Annotated in this window: 14 protein-coding genes; 12 read left to right on the top strand and 2 right to left on the bottom strand. The window is 36.0% G+C overall.

Annotation, left to right across the window (positions count from 1 at the left end; translation table 11 throughout):
• Positions 1-15: 15 nt before the first annotated feature.
• The 5 genes from bglX to ABEG11_RS11695 all read left to right on the top strand — a co-directional run bounded on the left by bglX (position 16) and on the right by ABEG11_RS11695 (position 6,284).
• Positions 16-2,274: a beta-glucosidase BglX gene (gene bglX, locus ABEG11_RS11675; RefSeq protein ID WP_348824351.1), complete on the top strand. Its 2,259-nt coding sequence runs from the start codon at positions 16-18 to the stop codon at positions 2,272-2,274.
• An 80-nt stretch (positions 2,275-2,354) separates the two neighbouring features.
• Positions 2,355-3,767, top strand: a complete 1,413-nt coding sequence (locus tag ABEG11_RS11680) for a pyridoxal phosphate-dependent decarboxylase family protein (RefSeq protein ID WP_348824352.1) — start codon at positions 2,355-2,357, stop codon at positions 3,765-3,767.
• A gap of 31 nt (positions 3,768-3,798) precedes the next feature.
• Positions 3,799-4,284 carry a nuclear transport factor 2 family protein gene (locus ABEG11_RS11685; protein WP_348824353.1) on the top strand — a complete coding sequence of 162 codons (486 nt, stop codon included), beginning with the start codon at positions 3,799-3,801 and terminating at the stop codon, positions 4,282-4,284.
• Between the two features lie 24 nt (positions 4,285-4,308).
• Positions 4,309-5,436 (top strand): helix-turn-helix domain-containing protein, encoded by a 1,128-nt coding sequence (locus tag ABEG11_RS11690; RefSeq protein WP_348824354.1) that lies wholly within the window; start codon positions 4,309-4,311, stop codon positions 5,434-5,436.
• 83 nt (positions 5,437-5,519) lie between these two features.
• Positions 5,520-6,284 (top strand): hypothetical protein, encoded by a 765-nt coding sequence (locus ABEG11_RS11695; RefSeq protein WP_348824355.1) that lies wholly within the window; start codon positions 5,520-5,522, stop codon positions 6,282-6,284.
• Between the two features lie 248 nt (positions 6,285-6,532).
• Here ABEG11_RS11695 and gldA read toward each other — a convergent pair whose 3' ends face one another.
• Positions 6,533-7,429 (bottom strand): gliding motility-associated ABC transporter ATP-binding subunit GldA, encoded by an 897-nt coding sequence (gene gldA, locus ABEG11_RS11700; protein WP_348824356.1) that lies wholly within the window; start codon positions 7,427-7,429, stop codon positions 6,533-6,535.
• Positions 7,430-8,018: 589 nt separating this feature from the next.
• On the opposite strand from gldA, the gene ABEG11_RS11705 reads away from it, so the two are divergent.
• The 6 genes from ABEG11_RS11705 to dtd all read left to right on the top strand — a co-directional run bounded on the left by ABEG11_RS11705 (position 8,019) and on the right by dtd (position 13,928).
• Complete coding sequence (locus tag ABEG11_RS11705) at positions 8,019-8,846, top strand: prephenate dehydratase (RefSeq protein ID WP_348824357.1); 828 nt, start codon at positions 8,019-8,021, stop codon at positions 8,844-8,846.
• Positions 8,847-8,926: 80 nt separating this feature from the next.
• Positions 8,927-10,072: a pyridoxal phosphate-dependent aminotransferase gene (locus tag ABEG11_RS11710; RefSeq protein ID WP_348824359.1), complete on the top strand. Its 1,146-nt coding sequence runs from the start codon at positions 8,927-8,929 to the stop codon at positions 10,070-10,072.
• A gap of 48 nt (positions 10,073-10,120) precedes the next feature.
• A complete protein-coding gene (locus ABEG11_RS11715; RefSeq protein ID WP_348824360.1) occupies positions 10,121-10,978 on the top strand; it encodes a prephenate dehydrogenase in 858 nt (285 codons plus the stop codon).
• Between the two features lie 137 nt (positions 10,979-11,115).
• Positions 11,116-12,195: a chorismate mutase gene (locus ABEG11_RS11720; RefSeq protein WP_348824361.1), complete on the top strand. Its 1,080-nt coding sequence runs from the start codon at positions 11,116-11,118 to the stop codon at positions 12,193-12,195.
• A gap of 249 nt (positions 12,196-12,444) precedes the next feature.
• Complete coding sequence (gene rsgA, locus ABEG11_RS11725; RefSeq protein WP_348824362.1) at positions 12,445-13,422, top strand: ribosome small subunit-dependent GTPase A; 978 nt, start codon at positions 12,445-12,447, stop codon at positions 13,420-13,422.
• Positions 13,423-13,475: 53 nt separating this feature from the next.
• Positions 13,476-13,928 carry a D-aminoacyl-tRNA deacylase gene (gene dtd, locus ABEG11_RS11730; RefSeq protein WP_348824363.1) on the top strand — a complete coding sequence of 151 codons (453 nt, stop codon included), beginning with the start codon at positions 13,476-13,478 and terminating at the stop codon, positions 13,926-13,928.
• 7 nt (positions 13,929-13,935) lie between these two features.
• On the opposite strand, the gene ABEG11_RS11735 is transcribed toward dtd, so the two are convergent.
• Entirely contained in the window at positions 13,936-14,892 is a 957-nt protein-coding gene (locus tag ABEG11_RS11735) for an alpha/beta hydrolase (RefSeq protein ID WP_348824364.1), read from the bottom strand.
• Between the two features lie 181 nt (positions 14,893-15,073).
• Between ABEG11_RS11735 and ABEG11_RS11740 the strand changes: the two genes are divergently transcribed.
• Positions 15,074-16,399 (top strand): BNR repeat-containing protein, encoded by a 1,326-nt coding sequence (locus tag ABEG11_RS11740; protein WP_348824365.1) that lies wholly within the window; start codon positions 15,074-15,076, stop codon positions 16,397-16,399.
• Positions 16,400-16,473: the final 74 nt, after the last annotated feature.

Raw genomic sequence — 16,473 nt, forward strand, 5'->3', positions numbered from 1 at the left:
TAAAAAAAGCTTCTATTGAAAACATTAACTGCAAAACAAATTTTATATTCATTGGTTTCTTTTTGGATATTTTCGAATTCGTATAGTCAAGAACCAAATAAATTAATTGAGAAAAAAATAGATAAAATCATAAAAGGTATGAGCATTGATCAAAAAATTGGTCAAGCTTGCCTGAAAGGAACCTCAAGCCGAAGCAAAGGATTGTCTGAGGAATTGAAAAATGAAGTTAGAAAAGGTTTAGTTGGTTCTGTTTTAAATCTTACTGAGCCTAATCTTGTGCTTGAATTACAGAAAATTGCTGTTGAGGAAAGCCCGAATCATATTCCGTTATTGTTTGGAAGAGATGTCATTCACGGATATAAAACAATTTTCCCGATACCGTTAGGATTAGCAGCTTCCTGGGACATGGAATTAGTTGAAAAAACATCCAAAATTGCTGCAAATGAATCCTATTCAAGATGTATAAACTGGACTTTCGCTCCAATGGTAGATATTGCCAGAGATGCCCGTTGGGGCAGAATTGCCGAATCACCAGGTGAAGATCCTTTATTGGCGTCAAGATTGGGAGTCGCTTATGTAAAAGGATTTCAAGGCAGCGATCCTTCTGTTCCTGGTCAGATTTTAGCCTGTGTAAAACACTTTGCCGCTTATGGTGCTGCCGAAGGTGGTAGAGATTATAACACAGTGAGTATGTCCGAATCATTGCTTCGAAATATTTATTTAAAACCTTTTGAAGCAGCGGCAAAAGCAGGTGCTGCTACTTTTATGAGTTCCTTTAATGATCTTAATGGTGTTCCCGCTTCTGGAAATACTTTTTTGCTGAAAAAAATCCTGAGAGAGGAATGGAAATACGACGGATTTGTAGTTAGCGACTGGAATTCTGTTACAGAAATGATTCCGCATGGCTTTGCAGCCGATGAAAAAGATGCAGCATTTAAATCGGCTTCGGCTGGGCTTGATATGGAAATGACCAGTTTGTCATACGCTAACCATTTAAAAACTCTGATTGCAGAAAAGAAAATTTCTGAAAAGCAGTTAGACGATATGGTCCGCAATATTCTTCGGATAAAATTTAGAGCCGGAGTTTTTGAAAATCCATACTTTAAAGACCGTGAAAAATTTTCTTTATTAAATGCTGATGCCCTGCAGACTTCCAGAACAGCAGCCGGTAAAAGCTGTGTTTTATTAAAAAATGAAAATCAGATGTTGCCATTAAAATCTAATCAAAAGATAGCTGTAATTGGACCTTTGGCAGATGCATCACGAGAACAATTGGGGACTTGGATTTTTGACGGAAAGAAAGAAGATTCACAAACACCTTTGAAAGCACTGCAGAATAGTTTTGGTGAAAATAATGTGTATTATGCTGCCGGACTTTCGCACAGCAGATCATTATCAGAAGAAGGGTTTGCAGCTGCAATAAAAGAAGCCGAAAAATCAGACGTAGTTTTATTCTTTGCAGGAGAAGAAGCCATTCTTTCGGGCGAAGCACATTCAAGAGCCAATATTAATCTGCCTGGTTTGCAGGAAAAATTAATAGCCGAACTGCAAAAAACAGGAAAGCCGATTGTGTTAGTATTGATGTCTGGACGGCCAATAACTTTGGGAGCTGTTTTGCCAAAAGTAAATGCCTTGATTATGGCTTGGCATCCAGGAACTATGGCTGGGCTGGCAATTTCTGACATACTGCTGGGAACAGTAAATCCTTCAGGAAAACTGCCTGTAACCTGGCCAAAAGAAGTAGGACAGATTCCAATTTATTACAACCATCCTAATACAGGAAGACCGGCAGATCCAAAAACTTTTGTAGCCATTCAGGATATTCCTATTGAGGCTTGGCAAAGTTCGTTAGGAAATAATTCTCATTATCTTGATGCGGGTTATGAGCCTCAGTTTCCATTTGGATTTGGGTTAAGCTATACTGCTTTTTCTTATGATAATTTAAAAATTGAAAAAAAGACACTTAAGAGTGATGAGAAATTAACTGTTTCGGCAGTTATTACCAATACAGGAAATCGCACAGGAACAGAAACGGTACAGCTCTATGTTCGCGATATTACCGGAAGCATTGTCAGACCGATTAGAGAACTTAAAGATTTTCAGCAGATCGAATTAAAACCTCAGGAATCGAAAACAGTGCAATTCTCAATTCCGGTATCAGAATTAGCTTTTTACAATGATAAAATGGAGTTGAAAGCAGAGCCGGGTGATTTTAAAGTATGGATTGCTTCTCACGCTGAAAATGGCTTGGAAGGTGATTTTAAGGTGGAGTAAACTATTGATAAAAATATTTTGTAAGTTTAGTAGTGTATTTTGCTATATTAGCAGATTGAATTTTACAACTAAAAATTAAAATGAATCCGATTTTACAGCAAGATTTACAAGATATTGAGAATATCCTTGAACAGATAAAACTGCATGGAATTGATTTTTTGAATTCTATTGATACTGTTCCAGCTTCCACCCAAAATACTATCGATACGACAGGCAGATTAAATGATTCCGGAATTGGGTCATTGGCTGCGCTGGAAGTATTCAAACAGCGTTTAGCTCCTTTGATGGTTTCGCAGGCAGGACCTCGGTATTGGGGTTTTGTTACTGGAGGCGCAACTCCAGCTTCGATTGCGGGTGATTGGTTAACGACTATTTACGATCCAAATGCTCAGGCGACAAAAGCTCAGGGAGGTGTTTCAGCTTTGGTAGAAATTGAAACTATTAATTTTTTACTGCAGTTATTGGATCTGCCAAAATCATTTCTGGGCGGATTTGTAACTGGTGCTACGATGTCAAATTTCACTTCTTTGGCGGTAGCGAGACAATGGTTCGGAAAACAATTAGGTCAGGATTTTGCAAAAGAAGGGATCACAGCTCCGTTAAATATTCTAACGGCTACACCGCATTCGTCTTCGGTAAAATGTTTAGCCATGCTGGGAATCGGAAGCCAGAATTTCACCAAAATAAAAACAATCGAAGGTAATCGGGAAGCTATTGATATTCTGGATTTAGAACAGAATATAAAGAACTTAAATGGTCAGCCTTTTATCCTGATATCAAGTGCAGCAACAGTAAATACAGCCGATTTTGATGATTTTACAGCTATTTCAAAGCTCAAAGAGAAATACAATTTCTGGTGGCATATTGATGCTGCTTTCGGCGGTTTTGCAGCCTGTTCTCCAAAGTACAAGTATTTAGTAAACGGCTGGGAAAATGCAGACAGCATCACGATAGATTGCCACAAATGGCTGAATGTCCCTTATGAAAGTGCTTTTTATATGACAAAAGAACAGCATAAAAATTATCAGGTAGAAACATTCCAAAACTCAAATGCACCATATTTGGGAGATCCATTGGAAAATTTCAGCTACCTGAATTTTTTACCTGAGAATTCACGACGCTTGAAAGCGCTGCCGGTTTGGTTTTCGCTTTTGGCGTATGGAAAACAGGGATTTCAGGATATAGTAGAAAACAGCATCGAGATGGCACAGCAGTTTGATGCTTTTGTGGCACAAAGTGAAAACTTCGAATTATTGGCACCAACCCGTCTGAATAACGTTTGTTTTTCTTTGGCTGGGGACCACAATCAGGAAAAAGTAAATTTATTTTTGACACACCTTAATGATAAAGGCAAAGTGTTTATGACGCCTACTGTTTATCTGAATAGAAAAGGAATCCGCGCTTCGTTTGTCAATTGGCGAACGAATGAAAATGATGTTAAGATTGCAATTGAGTCCCTGCAAGAGACAATTTTGGAGTTAGGAATACAATAAAATGTAATGTGAATTTTGATTTTAAAAGAAGATGAAAAAAGTTTGGAGTTTTGTATTACTGTTTTTTTTGTTCAATTTGGCATCTGCTCAAACAAATCCTGATGTATTAAATAATCTTGAAAAAGAGAATATAGCAGTAGTAGCCAAATATTATGAATGCTTATTTAAAACCAGGGATTTCAAAACAATGGCATCGCTTATTGCAGACAAAGCTGTTTACAATCAGGCTGAAGGTTTAGCTTATGGCGGAACTTATGTTGGTTTTGGGGAATGGATTAAAATGTTTACAAAAGCTGCATCCTATTATGATCTGGTCATCGAAAAAGAACCAGATTATTTTACTGATAATTCGAAGGAAGAAGTTATTATTCGTTTTACTATCAAATGTACATCCAAAAAAACAGGGAAAATAATAAGCATGCCCATTTCGGAGCATTTCGAATTAAAAGCTGGAAAAATTACAGCAATAAGACCTTTTTACTTTGATACAAAGGCTTTTGCAGCTTTTTTAAATTAACCCTAAGAAAAACAGAATTTTGATATGATGAATTTTCCAAACATAATGGGTATTACATCTGGCGCAGCTTTTCTGCTGGGATTTTTGCTTATTGCTCATCCGCGGAAAATTAATGCTGAAGCAAATAAATATCTGGGATTGTTTATCATTACGCTCGGATTGGCAATGCTTGAAATTCCGCTGTTTTATCAAAATTTCCACTTAAAGCATCCTAAAATATTTGATTTGATTGGGCTGATGAGGTTTCTGACAGCTCCTTTGCTTTACATCAGTATTTTATATTTTACTTCACTTGAGAAAAAATTTGACAGGAAAATTTTATGGCATTTTCTGCCTTTTATGATTTTTCTGGTTTTCAGATTTCCTTTTTTTATTACTGGAAAAAATATTGAATTCAGTTATGAAGCAGGCAGGGTTGTGTTTTTTATTCTGCGGACGGCATTACCGTTGCAGGCTGTAATTTACTGGTATCTGTCTTTTAGAAAACTGCAGCATCATCTGAAAAACATACATCAGTTTTCATCAGCAACCGACAAGATTGACTTGTCCTGGCTGAAGAATTTTTTATTGGTTCTGATTTTAATTGTAGTAGCCTGGATCAATCTTATTTTTTTCAATTTAGACAGTTTAATTGAGTTTACCCCTTTCATATATCTGCTGAGTATCTTTTTCCTCGGGTACTTTTCTTTGCAGCAAAAAGAAGTTTTCGATTTTAATAAAAGTGAATTAACTGAATTGTCCGATATTAAAATTGACAAAAAAGAAAACCCGAAACGAGTTTCAGAAAACCGATTACATGAACTAAATAAAAAACTGCAGGAACTTATGAATGTGAAAAAACTGTATTTGGAAAATGATTTAAGTCTGCCCAAATTAGCCAAAAGCATGAATGCCAGCTGTAATGAAACTTCGTTTGTAATCAACGAACTGTATGGTGATAATTTTTATAATTTCATAAATAAGTTCCGGGTCGAAGAAGCAAAAATACTGTTGCTGTCTGGAAAATACAATCAGTTAAATATTCTGGGAATCGCGTATGAATCTGGATTTAATTCCAAAACTACTTTCAATACCACTTTTAAAAAATACACTGGTTTTTCCCCAACCGATTTTGTGAAAAAGAACACTATTTTAGAAAAAAACGAAATTTAAATACGTTCGAACGGGTACATCGGAACATTCAATACTTGATTAAGAGCCAAATTTGCGGTCTATTAATTCAAATAAAAATCACGATGTTAGAACAGTCACCTTCGGTTATTTTAAATTCAATTGCAAAAAAAATCGGCACTTCGTTAATCTTCGGTGCAGTGTTTTCTGCTTTATTACTAATGCTTGGTAACGGCGGAAATATTCCTTTTTTGCCGCCGGCACTTATTTTTCCTTTAGTCGCCATTACTTTATTGAGTGCTGTTATATTTCCAGTTATCTGGCATTATCTGGAGAAAAAAGAAAAAATCAATAGTGAAAAAGTATACGGTTTTTTATACAGTGGCATTCGCTATGCTATAGCTTTTAATATCGCCAGTTTTGGCTGGAAAAAGTTTTACGGACTTCAATTTATAGTTCCGGCAGAAATTGCACGGTTACCAATGAATCAGCAGTCTGGAGAATGGCTTACTTGGTTTTATTTTGGACACTCACACGCTTTTGGAATTATAATTGCGGTAATTCAGATAGCTGGTGGTTATCTGTTATTGTTCCGAAGAACATTGCTGATGGGCTCTGTAATTTTGTTTGCGCTGCTCTCGAATCTGACTCTGATTAATATTTTTTATCAGATGAATGCAGGCGCTTTACTGCAGTCTGTAGTATTAACGATTGGCGTTTTATTTCTGATTTTATTGGATTATAAAAAACTTATTGTCTTTTTCCTGCAAACAAAATCCAATCTGCCGTCATTAAATTTTGACAGTCTTTTTGCAAAAAATACTATTCGTCTTTCGGCAATAGTATTGTCATTATTGTATACAATTTATATTAGTTCATTGGTGAAATAAAAAAAGGATATGTCTATCTGTGATTAATACCATTTCAGAGAAAATTAGCTGTTGAATTTATCCTATCTGATCTTTGCGTCTCTGCGCCTTTGCGTGAAATTAGGCTCGCAAAGGCGCTGAGGCGCAAAGCATATTTTCAATATTTAGACTTCTTGGTATGAGTTACGGATAGTCATAAAAAAGAAAGCTCGTTTAAATTTATTAAACGAGCTTCTTTTATCTGTAAACTAAAATCTGCCAACTGCTTACTATTTAGTGATTTCCCTAAACACTGCTTCCAGATTCTTGTTCTTCTGGTTGAGCTGTAAAGTCTTCAATCCATTGTCGTATGCAAAATCAAAGACAGTCGGACGCATATCTTTGTCGGAAACAAAAGTCAGTTCCCAAGAAAATCCCTGAGTGTTTTTGAAAGATTTTAAATGCGGAATCTGCGCAATAAGATCTTCTTCTGCTTTCTTGTCAAATTCAACTTCGATTACTTGTTCTTTATCGGCAGAGATTAAATTTTCCAGTTTTTTATCGGCAGCAATTTGTCCTTTGTCAATAATAATTACGCGGTCGCAGATCGCTTCCACTTCCTGCATAATATGTGTCGAAAGGAAAACGGTTTTGTCTTTGCCAACGTTTTTAATTACGTTTCTGATTTCGGCCAATTGATTTGGATCCAGTCCCGTAGTAGGTTCGTCCAGAATCAAAACATCGGGATTATGCAGTAAGGCATTGGCCAGTCCCACACGCTGACGGTAGCCTTTGGACAATTGTCCTATCTTTTTATGGCTTTCGTTTTGTAAACCTGTGAGCTGAATTACTTCTTCAATTCTTGATTTTTCTACCTTATATACATCGGCATTAAAAGCCAGATATTCTCTCACATACAAATCCAGATAAAGCGGATTATGTTCCGGCAGATAGCCAATGGAAAGCTGTACCGATTTTTCCCGAGTGTTTACATCAAAACCATTTACAAACGCAACACCGGAATCGGCCTGAAGATAAGTCGTCAAAATTTTCATCAAAGTCGATTTACCGGCTCCATTTGGCCCTAGGAAACCAACAATTTCTCCTTTTTTTACAGAAAAAGAAATATTGTCCAATGCTTTTTGAGCACCGTAACTTTTCGAAATGTTTTTTACTTCTATTGACATACCATTTTATTTACTGCAAAAGTAATTAGAAAATAGATAGTTCTCCATTAATCAGGAAAATTTATGTTTTAATTGACAGCAGTAAAATTGTTTTTTGCAGATGCTTTTTATTTTTCAAGGAAACTCGTTATTTCGGTAACTTATTTCTATTCTTTACGAAGTTATAACGATATTCAGTAATAGTGAGAATTGGTTTTTATTAAATTTTAATAGATAAAATCTCAAAAAAAAGCTGTTCTTGGAATAATTCATGATTTCAGGAGGTTTTTTTTGTTTCAAAATCAATAATTTTATTTGCTTATAAAGCTTTTTTTTTATCAAATAATAATTTTAAAAGCAGTTTAACAAAGAAATCTTTTTTTGTTATGTAAAATATAATTTTTATTTTGGGCGAGCCAAAATAAGTTATACATTTGCATCAAATAATTGAACAACAAATAATACAATGTCTAATAACCGTTTTTATTTTAGCAACTCTTTTTATTTCTTCTTTAGGAAGTAAGGGATTGTGCTATGGTTATTTGAATAATAAGAAACAAATAAAAATAATATACAATCCTGATGAAAATCAGGATTTTTTTTTGACCCAATGAGAACGAAAATTGCAATACAGGGAATTACAGGATCTTTCCACCATCAAGTAGCTCAAGACTATTTTTATCAAAATATCGAAGTAGATGAATGTATGTCTTTTGAGGAATTGGTGGCTAGTTTACTCTCTGGAAAATCAGATCAGGCGGTAATGGCTATTGAGAATTCTATTGCTGGACCGATAATTCCAAACTACGCATTGATTGACAAAAACAATCTTCACATTATTGGCGAACATTATTTGGATATTCATCAAAATTTAATGGCGCTGAAAAACCAGAAAATAGAGGATATTCAGGAGGTGCATTCACACCCAATGGCTTTATTGCAATGTATGGAATTCTTAAAAAAATATCCAAACATAAAACTAGTCGAAGACAAAGACACTGCCGAAACCGCTAGAAGAATACACGAAAAACAATTAACAGGAATTGCTGCAATCGCCAGCAGAACAGCTTCTGAAATGTATGATCTGGAAATTCTGGCTCCCGAAATTCAAACGATAAATAATAATATGACCCGTTTTGTGATTCTCAAAAAAGAGAAAGAATATGCACCCGAAAATGAAATCAGCAGGGCTTCTATAAAGTTCGAATTGGATCATAAGCGCGGCAGTCTGGCAGCAGTCTTGAATGTAATGAGTGACTGCAAATTGAACCTGACCAAAATCCAGTCATTGCCAAAAATTGAAACGCCTTGGAAATATTCATTTTTCGTAGATGTAACTTTTGATAAATACGAAGATTTTGCCAAAGCCAAATCGTTATTAGAAATTATGGCGGAGTATTTTAAAGTATTGGGAGAATATAAAAACACCAAACCGTAATTAAGTCGAAAGTTTAAAAGTTAAAGTTAAAAAAGAGTAAAGCTTAAAGCCTACAGCTTAAAGCCAAAAGCAGATAAAAAATGATTACACTAGCAAAACGTTTAAATGTAGTTGAAGAATATTACTTCTCATCAAAATTGAGAGAAGTGAGACAATTAGCTTCAGAAGGAAAGCCAATTATCAATATGGGAATTGGAAGTCCGGATTTAAAGCCATCACAGGCGGTTATTGATGCTGTTGTAAATGCAATGCAGGACGAAAATGCGCATCAGTATCAAAGTTATCAGGGACTGCCGGAACTTAGAAAAGGAATGGCTGATTTTTATCAGAACAATTATGGAGTTGCGCTGGATCCTGCGGTTGAAATTTTGCCATTGATTGGTTCCAAAGAAGGAATTATGCATATTTCTATGGCTTTCCTGAACGAAGGAGATGAAGTTTTAATTCCAAATCCGGGTTATCCTACGTATACATCGGTAACCAATTTGGTTGGTGCGGTTCCGGTTTATTATGATTTGAAAGAAGCGAATAACTGGGAACCCGATTTTGATGCTTTGGAAAAACTGGATTTATCAAAAGTGAAAATCATGTGGCTGGGTTATCCTCACATGCCTACTGGTGCAAGAGGCAGTTTGGAATTGTTTGCAAAATTAATTGCATTTGCCAAAAAGCACAATATATTATTAATCAATGACAATCCGTACAGTTTTGTTTTGAATGATAAACCAATGAGTTTACTGCAGGTGGAAGGAGCGAAAGATGTTGCATTAGAGCTGAATTCTTTGAGCAAAACCTTCAACATGGCAGGATGGAGAGTTGGAATGGTTTTAGGAAGCGCAAGTCTTATAGATGCTGTTCTTAAAGTAAAAAGCAACATGGACAGCGGTATGTTCTACGGAATCCAAAAAGGAGCTGTTGCAGCATTGAATAGTGATAAATCCTGGTTTGAAGATATGAATAAAATCTATCGCAGACGAAGAGTTCTGACAGAACAGCTGGCTGAAAAGTTAGGCTGTGAAGTCTATAAAGAAGGCGTTGGTCTTTTTGTCTGGGCAAAATTGCCGGCAGGAATTGATTCGGCTGAGGATTTTATCGATAAGATATTATACGAAAAATCAATTTTTATCACACCTGGAACTATTTTCGGAAGCAATGGAGAAGGATATATCCGATTTGCGCTTTGTGTGAAAGATGAAAAAATACAGGAAGCAATAGATAGATTTTAGATTATAATTGTCATTGTTTTTTGCAATTGACATTGATATTGAATAATTATGAACGTACACGTAATAGGAATAGGATTGATTGGAGGTTCAATGGTGCTGGACATCAAAGAATTGTATCCTGAAGCGGTTATTCACGGTATTGATACAAACGAGAAGCACGTTCAGGAAGCAATTGCTTTGGGAGTGATTGATAAAGAATCGAGTTTTGAGGATTTAAAAACTGCTGATTTTGTTATTGTTTCGGTACCTGTTGATGTGGCGATGACGGTTTTGCCAAAAGTGCTGGATGCTGCAGGAGAGCAGACTATCGTTTTTGATGTTGGTTCTACCAAAGTACCGATTTGCGAAGCATTGGCGAATCATCCGAAAAGAAGGAATTTTGTTGCAGCACATCCAATTGCGGGAACTGAATTTTCAGGACCTTCCGCAGCGATAAAAGGTTTGTTTAAAGGGAAAACGAATATCATCTGTGAAGTGGAGAAAACGACTTTTAAACTGCAGGAAAAAGCATTGGAGCTGTTTAAGGAAATGGGAATGAGAATCCGTTATATGGATCCGAAATCACATGATAAACACATTGCTTACGTGTCGCATTTATCACATATCAGTTCATTTATGCTCGGGAAAACGGTGATTAATAAAGAAAAGGACGAACAGGATATTTTTGATATGGCAGGTTCCGGATTTGAAAGCACCGTTCGTCTGGCCAAAAGTTCACCCGCGATGTGGACCCCGATTTTTAAACAGAATAAAAAGCAGGTAGTCAAGACGTTAGAGGAATATATCGCAAATTTGTCTAACTTTAAGGAGCTTTTGGTAAATGATGATTACGAAGCGATTTATAATGAAATGCAGAGTGTCAATAAAATAAAAGAAATATTAAACGGAATGAATGCAAAAAAGTAGGCAGTAAACAGTTTGCAGTAAAAATAGAATAAAGAAAAATTAAGAATAAAAGTAGTAAGTAATTAAATAACAATCACCCATCCATGGCTTCATCTTCGCTAAAGCGAAAGAATTGGGAAGGGAAAAATTAAGAAAAGATGGAAAACAAGAAAGAAATGAGAGATTGGCTGAACGAATTCAAATTGTCTCACCCATTCGTAATTGCAGGACCTTGTAGTGCTGAAACTGAAGAGCAGGTATTGAAAATTGCTCATGAATTGAAAGACTCAGACGTTAGCGTTTTTAGAGCGGGTATCTGGAAACCAAGAACTCGTCCAGGAGGATTTGAAGGTGTTGGAGAAATTGGATTAAAATGGTTGAAAAAAGCTAAAGCTGAAACAGGTCTGCTTATGGGAACTGAGGTTGCTACTGCTGCTCACTGTAAATTAGCTTTGGAAAATGATATCGATGTTTTATGGGTTGGTGCCCGCACAACTGCAAATCCATTTGCGGTTCAGGAGATTGCTGATACATTGGCAGGAACTGATAAAATCGTTTTGATCAAAAACCCTGTAAACCCTGATATGGCTTTATGGTTAGGAGGAGTTGAGCGTTTGTATGCTGCCGGAATCAAAAAATTAGGAGTTATCCACAGAGGTTTCTCTACTTACGAAAAAACAAAATACAGAAACATTCCAGAATGGCAGATTGCTATCGAATTGCAGAATAAATTCCCTGATCTGCCATTAATCATCGATCCATCTCACATTACAGGAAACCGTAATATGATTCTTGAAGTGACTCAGGAAGCTTTGGATTTAAATTATGATGGTATGATTATCGAAACTCATAATGACCCGGACAATGCCTGGTCTGATGCTGCACAGCAGGTTACTCCAGATGCTTTGAAACAAATCTTCAAAGATTTGAAAGTAAGAAAAGTGAGCGGAGACAATGACTTTGAACAAAAAATGACAAAATTAAGAACAAATATTGACGTTTTGGATGCCAACTTATTGGAGTTGTTAGGAAAACGTATGAAAGTTGCTGATGAAATTGGTCAAGTGAAAAAAGACAATAATGTAGCGATTCTTCAAAACAACCGCTGGAATGAAATTCAGGCAAAAATGATTGCTGAAGGTGCCAAAAAAGGATTAACAGAAGAATTTATCACTAAATTATTCAAGTCTATTCACCAGGAAAGTATCGAACACCAGGAAAGAATCTTGAATTCGTAATGATTTCAGATTGAAGATTAACGATTTTTGATCTCAGATTTTGTGAGTTGAAAAAATTAGATTTTATTAAATCCCAAAGCTTAGGTTTTGGGATTTTTTGTTTATTTCGAAAATCTTCAATCAAAAGGCTTAGATTTTCAATCATAAATCAGAATTCGTTAATCTTCAATCAAAAATCATTTTATCTTTGCAAAATCTTAGGTTTTAAATCATAAATATAAAATCGTTAATCTTCAATCAAAATCCTCTATGACAGGAACTGTTTATAAATCTACAGGAAGCTGGTATACCGTAAAATCCGAACAGGGAGATTTCATCGAATGCCGTATGAAAGGTAAATTCCGAATCAAGGGAATTAAAAGTACCAATCCGATTGCTGTAGGCGATATTGTCGATTATGAGCTTGAAGAAACTTCGGATAGTGTTACGGGAACTATTCACAAGATTCACGATAGAAAGAATTATATCGTTCGAAAATCAGTGAATCTCTCACATCAAATGCATATCATTGCGTCCAATATCGACCGTGTTTTTCTTTTGATTACGATAAATAATCCTCCCACAACCACCAGTTTTATTGACCGCTTTCTGGTTACTGCCGAAGCTTACGGTATAGAAACGATTTTGGTTTTTAATAAAATAGACACTTTTGATGATGCGATGCTGGATGAACAGCTGTATCTGCAGTATATTTATCAGGAAATCGGATACCAGTGCTTAAGAGTTTCAGCTACCGAAAATAAAGGTGTGGAAGAATTAAAGCAGCTGATGATCGATCAGGTGACGATGTTTTCGGGACATTCCGGTGTAGGGAAATCTACCTTGGTCAATGCTTTGGAACCTTCATTACAGCTGAAAACCAAAACTATTTCAGAACAAAGCAAGCAGGGACAGCATACGACAACATTTGCAGAAATGTACGATTTGAGTTTTAACGCCCGAATAATTGACACACCAGGAATCAAAGGTTTTGGAATTGTCGATATGGAAAAAGAAGAAATCAGCGGTTATTTTCCAGAGTTTTTTAGACTGAAAGACCAATGTAAGTTCAATAACTGCCTGCATAAAGAAGAACCGCACTGTGCCATAAAAGCCGCACTGGATAATGATGAAATTGCGTGGTCGCGCTACAATAGCTACCTTAAAATTCTTGAAGGCGATGATGAGCATTACCGTACTGATAATTATGATGAAGACCGTAAAGCAAGTGATAAAACGAGAGAATAGCAATATCAAAAATCAATGGCAATATCAATGTTGAAATTTATTTCAGAAGAATAATGAAGTCTATAATTCAAAGAGTTTCCTCAGCCTCCGTAACTATCGATTCTAAAATTGTTGCCGATATTCAAAAAGGACTGCTCGTTCTGGTAGGAATTGAAGATGCCGATACACAGGAAGATACCAATTGGCTCTGCCAAAAAATAACGAATCTCCGCATTTTTGGTGATGAGAACGATGTGATGAATCTTTCGGTAAAAGACATTGACGGAGATATAATCGTAGTTTCACAATTTACACTTCATGCATCAACCAAAAAGGGAAACCGTCCTTCTTATTTAAAAGCTTCCAAACCCGAAATTGCCATTCCGATGTATGAAAATTTTGTTCATCAAATGGAAAAGGAATTGGGCAAGAAAGTTGAAACCGGAATTTTTGGAGCCGATATGAAAGTGGCATTACTCAATGACGGCCCGGTTACAATTGTAATGGATAGTAAAAATAAAGAGTAATCATTACTTAGTCATTTTTTTGGCTGTCAATTATTTTATTAGCGACTAGCCAGCTTTTGCAGGCTGTTGGCCAATCTGTATTGGTACCCTGAGTACCTAATCCAAAACCGTGACCACCATTTTGATACAAATGCATCTCTGCAGCAACTTTATTTTTTTTCAAAGCTAAATAATAATTGATGCTGTTTTCTACAGGAACTGCTTGATCATCGGTTGCATGAACCAAAAATGCGGGTGGCGTGTTTTCGTTCACTTGTTTTTCATTCGAATAATTAGAAATTAAATCAGCAGAAACATTTTTGCCTAAAAGATTCTCTTTCGAACCATTGTGCGTAATCCCATATTCCATCGAAATTACGGGATAGATAAGCAACGAAAAATCTGGACGTGCGCTAACATCGTCCTTGCTATCGTATACTTTATCCAAATAATGGGTCGATACGGTCGAAGCCAGATGACCGCCAGCCGAGAATCCCATGATTCCAATTTTAGTACTGTCTAAATTCCATTTTACAGCATTTCGGCGCAAGGTGCGTATTGCTTCCTGAGCATCTTGAAGAGGACCGATTGTCTTATGTGTCATAATATCATCTGATGGCAAACGGTACTTAAGCACAAAAGCTGAAATCCCTATAGAATTAAACCATTTTGCTACATTGATTCCTTCTTTATCAATCGATAAACCCCAATATCCCCCGCCAGGGCAAATGATAACCGAGGCATTTCTGGACGAATGGTTTGCTGCTAAAAAAGGTATCAGAACAGGTTCTGTAACTTTTCGTATTCCTGTCCGATTTCCTTGAGCATCCAGTCGAAGCTCTTCTTTATAATTATCATTTTTAATTACGCCCGGAATTTGTTTCCATAGTGCGAATGATGCACTTTCCTGAGAAAAACAATTAATACTTATTGTGAAAAAAAGTACTAATCCAAAAAGTTTTTTTTTGTTAATTCTAGTCATCATTTTTTTCTTGATTATATTTCTAAAGTAATAAAATAACTCATCAATTGCCATTTTCTTTGATAGAAATTCATCAGAAAAATTATTTTTATATACTATTAAAATACTGGTTGGGTTGATGCTGGTTTATGATTTTTAAGTGGTATAATTACAATGTGAATTTACTATTATAAGCGGTAAAAAAATGTTTAATTATTTTATAAAAAAGATTAATAGAAGACTAATAACTCAAAGCTGTATTGGCGTACTGTTCTTATTTTCGATTCATTGTGCCGCACAGCTAACAGCTAGTGAAAGTGAAATTGGTTTGGGGTGGAGCAATAATTCGGTCAACACAGTTATTTTTAGGAATAGTGCTTTAACAGCATTTAAGAATTATCAGTTTGCTGCTTATTACAATCCTGATGGCTATATGGTTTTGGCAAAGCGGAAATTAAATTCACACCAATGGCAAAAGGTCATTACTCCTTACAGCGGTAATGTAAAAGATGCTCATAATAGTATCAGTATTGCAATTGATGTAAAAGGCTTTCTTCACGTTAGTTGGGATCAGCATGATACCCGTTTGCGTTATGCCAAAAGCAGAAAACCGTTTAGTTTAGAGTTAGGAGAGGAACAATCGATGACTGGCAATGACGAAACGAAAGTGACTTATCCAGAATTCCATAATCTGCCTTCGGGAGAGTTATTGTTCTGTTATCGGTCTGGAGCTTCGGGACGAGGGAATATGATTATGAAATCGTATGATGTGAAGACTCAAAAATGGACTTCGCTGCAAAATAATTTAATTGATGGCGAAAACCAGCGAAGTGCATACTGGCAGATTTATGTAGATAAACGAGGGATTTATTTGTCATGGGTTTGGCGAGAAAGCTGGGATGTTTCTACCAATCATGATATATGTTATGCTTTTTCTGCAGATGGTGGCAAAACCTGGCAAAAATCAACAGGTGAAAATTACAGTCTGCCAATAACGAAATCTACTGCTGAAATTGCCTGGGAAGTGCCTCAAAACAGCAGTCTCATTAATCAAACGTCAATGACTGTCAATGAACAAGGAAATCCGTATATTGCAGCTTATTGGGATAATAATGGAGTGCCGCAATATAAAATAGTGTATCTGGAAAAGGGAAAATGGAACACAATCGGCACAGATTTTCATACTAAGCCTTTTATTCTGGGTGGAGGAGGAACGAAAAGTATTCCCATGTCTCGGCCAGAAATTCTGGTCAATAAATCAATGCTTTATCTGCTTTTTAGAGATGAAGAAAGGGCGAATAAAATTACAATAGGCTTTGCCAATTTAACTCAAAACCAGTGGAAACTGGCTGATGTTACTGACTATTCCGTTGGTCAATGGGAACCTAATCTGGATAAACAATTATGGAAAGATAAAAAGCAGCTGCATATATTTTCTCAAAATGTAAGTCAGACCGATGGGGAAGGATTGTCAAAAATTGAGCCTCAGCCGGTGCGTATCATAGAACTAAAAAAGCTGCCAACTAATTAATTCAAGTTGCTAGTTAGAAAATATAAAAAGTAAGCATCAAAAGTGAGAAATTTGGTTTACGACAACTAAACACT

The organism is Flavobacterium aestuarii (assembly GCF_040049115.1).
Classification (GTDB): domain Bacteria; phylum Bacteroidota; class Bacteroidia; order Flavobacteriales; family Flavobacteriaceae; genus Flavobacterium; species Flavobacterium aestuarii.

Bases quoted from the DNA above. Each gene is read 5' to 3' on its own strand.
- ABEG11_RS11680 (WP_348824352.1), top strand. From the start codon at position 2,355: ATGAATCCGATTTTACAGCAAGATTTACAAGATATTGAGAATATCCTT.
- ABEG11_RS11685 (WP_348824353.1), top strand. From the start codon at position 3,799: ATGAAAAAAGTTTGGAGTTTTGTATTACTGTTTTTTTTGTTCAATTTG.
- ABEG11_RS11690 (WP_348824354.1), top strand. From the start codon at position 4,309: ATGATGAATTTTCCAAACATAATGGGTATTACATCTGGCGCAGCTTTT.
- ABEG11_RS11695 (WP_348824355.1), top strand. From the start codon at position 5,520: ATGTTAGAACAGTCACCTTCGGTTATTTTAAATTCAATTGCAAAAAAA.
- gldA (WP_348824356.1), bottom strand. From the start codon at position 7,429: ATGTCAATAGAAGTAAAAAACATTTCGAAAAGTTACGGTGCTCAAAAA.
- ABEG11_RS11705 (WP_348824357.1), top strand. From the start codon at position 8,019: ATGAGAACGAAAATTGCAATACAGGGAATTACAGGATCTTTCCACCAT.
- ABEG11_RS11710 (WP_348824359.1), top strand. From the start codon at position 8,927: ATGATTACACTAGCAAAACGTTTAAATGTAGTTGAAGAATATTACTTC.
- ABEG11_RS11715 (WP_348824360.1), top strand. From the start codon at position 10,121: ATGAACGTACACGTAATAGGAATAGGATTGATTGGAGGTTCAATGGTG.
- ABEG11_RS11720 (WP_348824361.1), top strand. From the start codon at position 11,116: ATGGAAAACAAGAAAGAAATGAGAGATTGGCTGAACGAATTCAAATTG.
- rsgA (WP_348824362.1), top strand. From the start codon at position 12,445: ATGACAGGAACTGTTTATAAATCTACAGGAAGCTGGTATACCGTAAAA.
- dtd (WP_348824363.1), top strand. From the start codon at position 13,476: ATGAAGTCTATAATTCAAAGAGTTTCCTCAGCCTCCGTAACTATCGAT.
- ABEG11_RS11735 (WP_348824364.1), bottom strand. From the start codon at position 14,892: ATGATGACTAGAATTAACAAAAAAAAACTTTTTGGATTAGTACTTTTT.
- ABEG11_RS11740 (WP_348824365.1), top strand. From the start codon at position 15,074: ATGTTTAATTATTTTATAAAAAAGATTAATAGAAGACTAATAACTCAA.